Raw genomic sequence first — 7,036 nt, forward strand, 5'->3', positions numbered from 1 at the left:
AAGTCGCCAAATCTTTTGATTTGGTATTAAAAGAGAAAAATTAAAACAAAATACAAAACATTTGGCTTGTGGCTAAACCGAAAGTAATCGCTTATTTTCTGCCCAACTTGCCATATATTTAACGTTGTGCATAATGCAAAAAAAACAAATTACACTAAAATAAAATGTATTACATAATTCAAAAGAATGTATTCCAAGACCCAAGATACGATGTGATTTTTGAGGTATTGGAAGAACTCAAACTTGATTATGAACGTGTAGAATTCAAGCCAAATAGTAATGAATTTGAAATACAAACTGACAGAAAAGATATTTTCGTTTATGGTTCAGTTAAATTAGCTAAAGTGACAGCGAAATTTGATTGGTTTCCAGGTTCTTTTTATGGGAATAATCACGAATTTGCAAAATATTCAAAAGGATACGGAATTAATACAATTAATTTTGGAAGTTACATAACGAAATTTTCTGATGAAGTTGATTGGTCAAATAAAACTGATTTATTCATAAAGCCAAGTATAGATGCAAAAGTCTTTACTGGAAAAGTTTTTAATAAATCCGAATGGAATGATTTTGTTTATAATAGCTTAAACGATACTCAAAATCAAAGAATAAATAAAGACACAGCAATACAAATTTCAGAACCTTATAAACTAATAAAAGAGGCAAGAATATGGATAGTAGGAAAAAAAATAGTTACAAGTTCTTATTATAGATTTCACGGCGGAATTGAATTTGAAGATTATGTAGCAAATGAAGGATTGCAGTTTGCCCAAAATATGGCGGAATTATATAATGTTGCGGATGCCTATGTGATGGATATAGCATTGACTTACGAAGGTTGGAAAATAATGGAAATTAATTGTATCAATAGCGCTGGCTTTTACAATGGAAACGTAAAAAGAATAATTATGGCGCTTGAAGAATATTATGGAAACAATGCGGAAGGCACTATGCACAACAAAGTATAAAAATAATAGGGCAATTGTAGCAAATCCGAATGGTTCGAGCGCATTTGTGAAGTCGCCAAATTTTTAAATTTGGCTATATTTAAAAGGAAAAATAAACATAGAAATTTAAAAATTCGGCTTGTGTTTAACCGAATGGTAGTCGCTCATTTTCCGCCCTACTGTTCTTATACAGAGCCGTTGTGGTGCATTGAAAAAAATGGAGAAAATAATAGAAAAATCTGCTAAACAAATAAAAGAACGAATTGAGTTTTGGTTCTTCAACTATTTTAATAAAACCAAAAAAGATTTTAACGGAAGTGAACTTTTTACTCTATTTGAATTACTCAATGCGGAATTGCAAATTGAACTAAAACAAAGACTAAATTTAGAAAGTAATGAGATTCCAGTATTGGTTTTAAAAATATCGGAATCGGAATTTATTGTTAATACCACAAAAAAATTCATCAGAATTGACTCTGACAAGATGGAAATCATAAATTACGCTGAATTTGAATGGCATAATGGTTACAAATCATTTGTCGTAGATAAAGAAAAAAAGATTATAACTAAACACAATGGACATTTATCGGAATTCGGATTGAGAAAACGAAATGGAGAAATAATCTATTGGGAAATACCTACTGGAGTTCCTGGATTTGGATTTTGGAATGTGACCAAAAAGTGTGAATTAATCGGACGAAAATTCAAACTTGTTGAATAATGGGAAAGTTAAGATGTGTTTGTGGACATACTATTGTTGATCAGACTAATAATATATCATATAAAGGATATTTGATTCCTGACAACCAAATTGACAGGGTTTATGATAATATTTCTTCAAGTGTAAGTGAACTTTTGGATTCAAAAGACTCTAATGAGAGAATGGAATGGATAAAAAAGAATTTCTTTGTTCCTCCCTATCCAACAGATATGAAGGACTTTGAAATGATAAACGATTTAATATCAAAGCACACTAATGAAAAAACGCAAAGTATGTTTGAATGTGAAAACTGTGGAAGAATTGCAATTGAAGTTGGACAAACAAGTACTTTTGAGTTTTATAAACCAGAAAATGAAACTGTAAATCAAATTCTGGACGGAAATAAAAAATAACGACACCACAACACTATATAACAAAACATAGCTGCCCTTTAGGTCAGCGACGTTTGTTATATTTAACGTTAGGTTTTATACCCAAATAAGAATCAAATTTAATTTTTTCGTATTTTTGAAACAAAGGAAAGGAAATGGATATTAAAACTTCTAAAATTGAGCTGGTTAAAATGATTTTGAATATCGATAGTAGTGAATTCATTAAAAAAGTGACTGACTATATTAACAATGAAAAAGCAGATTTTTGGAATGATTTAAGTGCATCAGAAAAAAAAGAAATTAAAAGAGGGATTGAGGAACTCGAAAAAGGCCAACGAATTTCCTATGATGATGTTTTGAAAAAGATTTCTTAATGAAAGTTTACCTATCCGAACTTGCCGAATCTAAACTTCTAAAACTCACTGAATATCTTATAGAAAAATGGAATTTAAAAGTTAAAAACGAGTTTGTAGCTAAATTAACTGAAAAAATTAATCAAATAACTTTACAACCCGATAGTTGTCCAAGATCTAAGGAGTTAAATGGACTTTATAAATGTGTTGTTACAAAACAAACGACTTTTTATTACAGAGTTAATTTTGAAAAAAAAGAAATCGAAATAATTACTCTCTTTGATACAAGGCAAAACCCAAGCAAACTTAAAAAGCAATTAAAATAGTACGAAAACCTAACATTTTGTATAGTGCATATGCTCCCTTCGGGAAGCAAACACACCATACAAGAGACGTTAGCATACATTCAAAACTTTGAAAAAATGACAAAATTTAATAAATCTTTGATATTTAAGACCATCTTTTTAGTAGTTGGCTATCTGATATTACTCCATTTTGAGAAATTTGAATTAGTTATGATTCTAATATTTCTACCATACTTAATTTCCTCTTTTTTATCTTATCAAAAATTTGAGAAAATCATTGATGATAACAGTCATATAATGCTATCCAAGAATAATTTTGACTATTGGAATTTAGGATTTATATTGTTAATAGTAGCACTCTGCATATCCAACTTAAATGTTTATACAGGAATACTAATAATGTTAACACTGATTTATTTGTTTCTTGAATACACTGTATCCAAGAGAAGAGTACTATTTATTGATAAGAATGGAATTGACGAGCTTGGAAAAGACAAACACAGAAAAATAAACGAAATTACCTCACTCGAAATTTATACAAATAATGTTGAATTTCGATTTAATGAATATGAAATTCTTCAAATTAACCAAAATGAATTGGTTCGACCAAATTGGGACGACTTTGTTAAAAGAATTACGGAATTAAAAACGTATGCTAACAATGTATAAGAAAACATAGGGCTTTTGAGCTAATCAAAAGGTCTGTGCTTATTTGCAAAGCCGCCAAATATAAAATTTGGCGTTTATGAGAGAAAGGATAAAAGCAAAATATTTATATTTGGCTTAGTACCAATCCGAAACGTATCGCTTATAACCTGCCCTACGTTTCTTATACGAGACGTTAGGGCACATACTTATTATCTGAAAAGCAAAACCCAATCTAAACCTGTCTGCGGACAAGCCTCGATCGTATGAACTGAGAGTTTTTGCAGTGGTTTGTATCGGATCGAAAGTAAAAAAGCGATAAAAAAACCACGAAAACGAAGGGTTTCGGAGCAAAACGTGCTGAAAAATCGCTTTTTTTTGGCTCATTACGATAATTTTGACGGAAAAAGAGTTTGTGATTTTTTAGTTTGGTAAGTGATACATCCAAAGGCAGCAAAGTGATCGCTGGAGAATAAGAAAAATAATACGGAACAGTACGCAATCTGATATCACTTTACTGCGGCTTGTTTACTAAGTTAAGGCTTGTAAAAGTGGTACGTGCCATAACACTATATATATGTCATAGCAGCTAGATGAAGAATCGAAAAGTCTGTGTATTTTTACAGTGGCGCAATGCTTGCAAAAAGGAAAAAGTAGCAACCAATGCGCAGAAATATCGAAAAGCAAGGTAACATTTTGCTCTGCTAAGACACATATACTAAACGTTAGCAACAAGTTAAGAACCTATGGGAATTTTGACCAATAAAAAACATTTTTTACACGAAAATCTGACTTTTATGGAGTCAGTTGGAATTGATGGAAAAGATAACGGGTATAATAAATTCCTGACAAAGTTGGGAATCAGTAACAAAGGAGAATATTGGGAAATTGACCACTCAACTGTTGACTGGAATAAATCGAAAAATCATTATCAATTCTTTTTTGACTATGAAAACAACGAATCGGAAATAACAGATTGGTTGAAAAAAAGTGAATTATCAAAATCTGAATTTCTTTATACTTGGTTGGATTGGAATGACCCAATTATAAAAGTAAAAACATCGGATTTTATCCAAAACTGGAATGAATTTTATACTGCAAGTGTTGAGGGAATGGTTTTGACAACGACGGACGGGAGAAGCTTTATGGAATTTACCGACGATTGGAAATATAATCTGAACAGTAACTTCGAAATTAAGCCGAATACAAAAAAATAAAAGCCAGTTGCTAACACTGTATATAGCAAATAGGGTGTTCAGTGGTTCACGAAAGGTCAGTGTTATTTACAAACACCGCCAAATCGTTGATTTGGCTTTTAAGAATGAATAAATTAAAAACAAAATACAACGTTTTGGCTCAGTGCAAACTTGAAAGTTTATCGCTTTCTTCTGCCCTACTTGCTATATACTAAACGTTATCATTAATTAAGTATGACGGATTTAGAAATCAAAAATAATATAAGTGAGAAAGCTGTGGAATATGGAATACCTACAGAATATTCATTTTTATATGATGACTTATCCAACAACTTTAAAAAGGAATTCGAAAGCAATATTGATCAATCTAAATTTGGAATTCCAATAATTAAGTTTGGACATCCAAATGGTAACTGGTTAATTGTAGGAACGAAAAAGCTAGCCATTAAAAGCGAGAAGTTGTGCTTAATCGGAATCGAACAAATTAAAGGGTTCGAAGTCCCAAAATCAGAATCTAAGAAAGCAAAACAAAATCAACCAGATAGAATGATTCGAAAGTTTGAATACGAAGTATTAACTATAAATAATCATAATCGGAATTCAATAGATGTTTGGTTGAATAAAAAGGTTGACTACTATGGTTTCTGGCATATAATGATACGTCTTCTGAACTTAAAAAAATAATGATAACACGATATATGATGTCATAGCAGCAAAGTGATCAATCAAATGGTTGTTGTATTTTTGGTAAGGCGCAATGCTTGCAAAACGAAAAAAGTAGCAATCAATGCGCAGTTTTTGTCGAAAATAGGGTAACATTTTGCTTTGCTACGACACATATATTAAACGTTACCATACATAAAAATCAGTTCGGATAAATTACTTGATATTAAGCTAGTATGATCTGAAAAGTTGAAACGGAATCGGAATCAAAAACTGACGAAAAACTAATTCCTGAATTGATTAGTTAACCGGAATCTGAAAATGAAAACGCAACAACGGACATTACTCAGACGAAAAAATGATGGATTTGCAGAAGTTTAATTGGAATCGGAATGGAAACCAAGCAAAACGTGCGGCGGACAATACTCGGACGGATATATGAAGTGTTTTGCGGAATAAAACGCATACTGAATTTCAAAAAAACGTATGGTAACAACATATATGTGATCATAGCAGCTAAGTGATCAATCGATTGGTTCTTGTATATTTGGCAAGGCGCAATGCTTGCAGAATGAAAAAGTTAGCAACCAATGCGTAGAAATATCGAAAATCAGGGTATCATTTTGCCCTGCTACGACACATATATTAAACGTTAGGGCACATACTTGTTATCTGAAAAGCAAAACGCAATCTGAACCTGTCTGCGGACGAGCCTCGATCGTGTAAACTGAGAATTTTTGCAGTGGTTTGTATCGGATCAAAAGTAAAAAAGCAATGAAAAAATCACTCAAAAGGAGTATTTCGGAATAGTAACGTGCTGAAAAATCGCTTTTTTCGGCTCATTACGATAATTTTGACAGAAAAAGGGCTTGTGATTTTTTAGTTTGGTAAGTGATAAATCCAAAGGCAGCAAAGTGATCGCTGGAGATTAAGAAAAATAATACGGAGCAATTCGTAATCTGATATCACTTTACTGCGGCTTGTTTACTAAGTTCTGGCTTGGAAAAGTGGTACGTGCCATAACACTATATATGTGTTCATAGCAGTTAAGTGATGATTCGAAAAGTCTGTGTATTTTTACAGTGGCGCAATGCTTGCTGAAAGGAAAAGTTAGCAACCAATGCGCAGAAATATCGAAAAGCAAGGTAACATTTTGCCCTGCTACGACACATATATTAAACGTTAGGGCACATACTTGTTATCTGAAAAGCAAAACGCAATCTGAACCTTTCTGCGGACGAACCTCGATCGTTTGACCTGAGAGTTTTTTCAGTGGTTTGTCTCGGATCCAAAGTAAAAAAGCGATGAAAAAAACACGAAAACGGAGAGTTTCGGAGTAAAACGTGCTGAAAAATCGCTTTTTTTGGCTCATTATGATAGTTTTGACGGAAAAAGGATTTGTGATTTTTTAGTTTTGTAAGTGATATATCCAGAGGCAGTAAAGTGATCGCTGGAGATTAAGAAAAATAATATGGAGCAGTTCGCAATCTGATATCACTTTACTGCGGCTTGTTTACTAAGTTCTGGCTTGTAAAAGTGGTACGTGCCATAACACTATATATGTGTTCATAGCAGCAAAGTGAGGATTCGAAAAGTCTGTGTATTTTTACAGTGGCGCAATGCTTGCAGAATGAAAAAGTTAGCAACCAATGCGCAGTTTTTGTCGAAAATAGGGTGACATTTTGCCCTGCTACGACACATATATTTAACGTTGTAAACAATAATTAAGGATGTAATCAGCAGTGCGAAAGCAACACTCTTGAAAGAAAATAAAGCTGAAACCTATAGTCCTCGCTCATTTAAAAAATACTGTTTTAGATCAATTGAAAAAGTGA

Annotated in this window: 8 protein-coding genes; all 8 read left to right on the forward strand. The window is 32.3% G+C overall.

Annotated elements, in window-relative coordinates; translation table 11 throughout:
* The first annotated feature begins 164 nt into the window (after window positions 1-164).
* The 8 genes from ACFSR1_RS08015 to ACFSR1_RS08050 all read left to right on the forward strand — a co-directional run bounded on the left by ACFSR1_RS08015 (window position 165) and on the right by ACFSR1_RS08050 (window position 5,222).
* A complete protein-coding gene (locus ACFSR1_RS08015; RefSeq protein ID WP_378291381.1) occupies window positions 165-968 on the forward strand; it encodes an ATP-grasp domain-containing protein in 804 nt (267 codons plus the stop codon).
* A 196-nt stretch (window positions 969-1,164) separates the two neighbouring features.
* Window positions 1,165-1,668 carry a hypothetical protein gene (locus ACFSR1_RS08020; RefSeq protein ID WP_378291383.1) on the forward strand — a complete coding sequence of 168 codons (504 nt, stop codon included), beginning with the start codon at window positions 1,165-1,167 and terminating at the stop codon, window positions 1,666-1,668.
* Window positions 1,668-2,060 (forward strand): hypothetical protein, encoded by a 393-nt coding sequence (locus tag ACFSR1_RS08025; RefSeq protein WP_378291385.1) that lies wholly within the window; start codon window positions 1,668-1,670, stop codon window positions 2,058-2,060. Before ACFSR1_RS08020 ends, ACFSR1_RS08025 begins: the two co-directional genes overlap by 1 nt.
* Before the next feature lie 134 nt (window positions 2,061-2,194).
* Window positions 2,195-2,413, forward strand: coding sequence for a hypothetical protein (locus ACFSR1_RS08030; protein WP_378172620.1), 219 nt, complete (start codon window positions 2,195-2,197; stop codon window positions 2,411-2,413).
* Window positions 2,413-2,718: a type II toxin-antitoxin system RelE/ParE family toxin gene (locus ACFSR1_RS08035; protein ID WP_378172618.1), complete on the forward strand. Its 306-nt coding sequence runs from the start codon at window positions 2,413-2,415 to the stop codon at window positions 2,716-2,718. The genes ACFSR1_RS08030 and ACFSR1_RS08035 overlap by 1 nt, the downstream gene beginning before the upstream one ends.
* A gap of 189 nt (window positions 2,719-2,907) precedes the next feature.
* On the forward strand, window positions 2,908-3,366 hold the full coding sequence (locus tag ACFSR1_RS08040) for a hypothetical protein (protein ID WP_378291387.1): 459 nt from the start codon (window positions 2,908-2,910) through the stop codon (window positions 3,364-3,366).
* A 773-nt stretch (window positions 3,367-4,139) separates the two neighbouring features.
* Window positions 4,140-4,559, forward strand: coding sequence for a hypothetical protein (locus ACFSR1_RS08045; protein WP_378291389.1), 420 nt, complete (start codon window positions 4,140-4,142; stop codon window positions 4,557-4,559).
* 213 nt (window positions 4,560-4,772) lie between these two features.
* Entirely contained in the window at window positions 4,773-5,222 is a 450-nt protein-coding gene (locus ACFSR1_RS08050; RefSeq protein WP_378291391.1) for a hypothetical protein, read from the forward strand.
* Window positions 5,223-7,036: the final 1,814 nt, after the last annotated feature.

It is taken from the genome of Aquimarina rubra (assembly GCF_042684305.1).
GTDB lineage: Bacteria > Bacteroidota > Bacteroidia > Flavobacteriales > Flavobacteriaceae > Aquimarina > Aquimarina rubra.

Bases quoted from the DNA above. Each gene is read 5' to 3' on its own strand.
- ACFSR1_RS08015 (WP_378291381.1), top strand. From the start codon at position 165: ATGTATTACATAATTCAAAAGAATGTATTCCAAGACCCAAGATACGAT.
- ACFSR1_RS08020 (WP_378291383.1), top strand. From the start codon at position 1,165: ATGGAGAAAATAATAGAAAAATCTGCTAAACAAATAAAAGAACGAATT.
- ACFSR1_RS08025 (WP_378291385.1), top strand. From the start codon at position 1,668: ATGGGAAAGTTAAGATGTGTTTGTGGACATACTATTGTTGATCAGACT.
- ACFSR1_RS08030 (WP_378172620.1), top strand. From the start codon at position 2,195: ATGGATATTAAAACTTCTAAAATTGAGCTGGTTAAAATGATTTTGAAT.
- ACFSR1_RS08035 (WP_378172618.1), top strand. From the start codon at position 2,413: ATGAAAGTTTACCTATCCGAACTTGCCGAATCTAAACTTCTAAAACTC.
- ACFSR1_RS08040 (WP_378291387.1), top strand. From the start codon at position 2,908: ATGATTCTAATATTTCTACCATACTTAATTTCCTCTTTTTTATCTTAT.
- ACFSR1_RS08045 (WP_378291389.1), top strand. From the start codon at position 4,140: ATGGAGTCAGTTGGAATTGATGGAAAAGATAACGGGTATAATAAATTC.
- ACFSR1_RS08050 (WP_378291391.1), top strand. From the start codon at position 4,773: ATGACGGATTTAGAAATCAAAAATAATATAAGTGAGAAAGCTGTGGAA.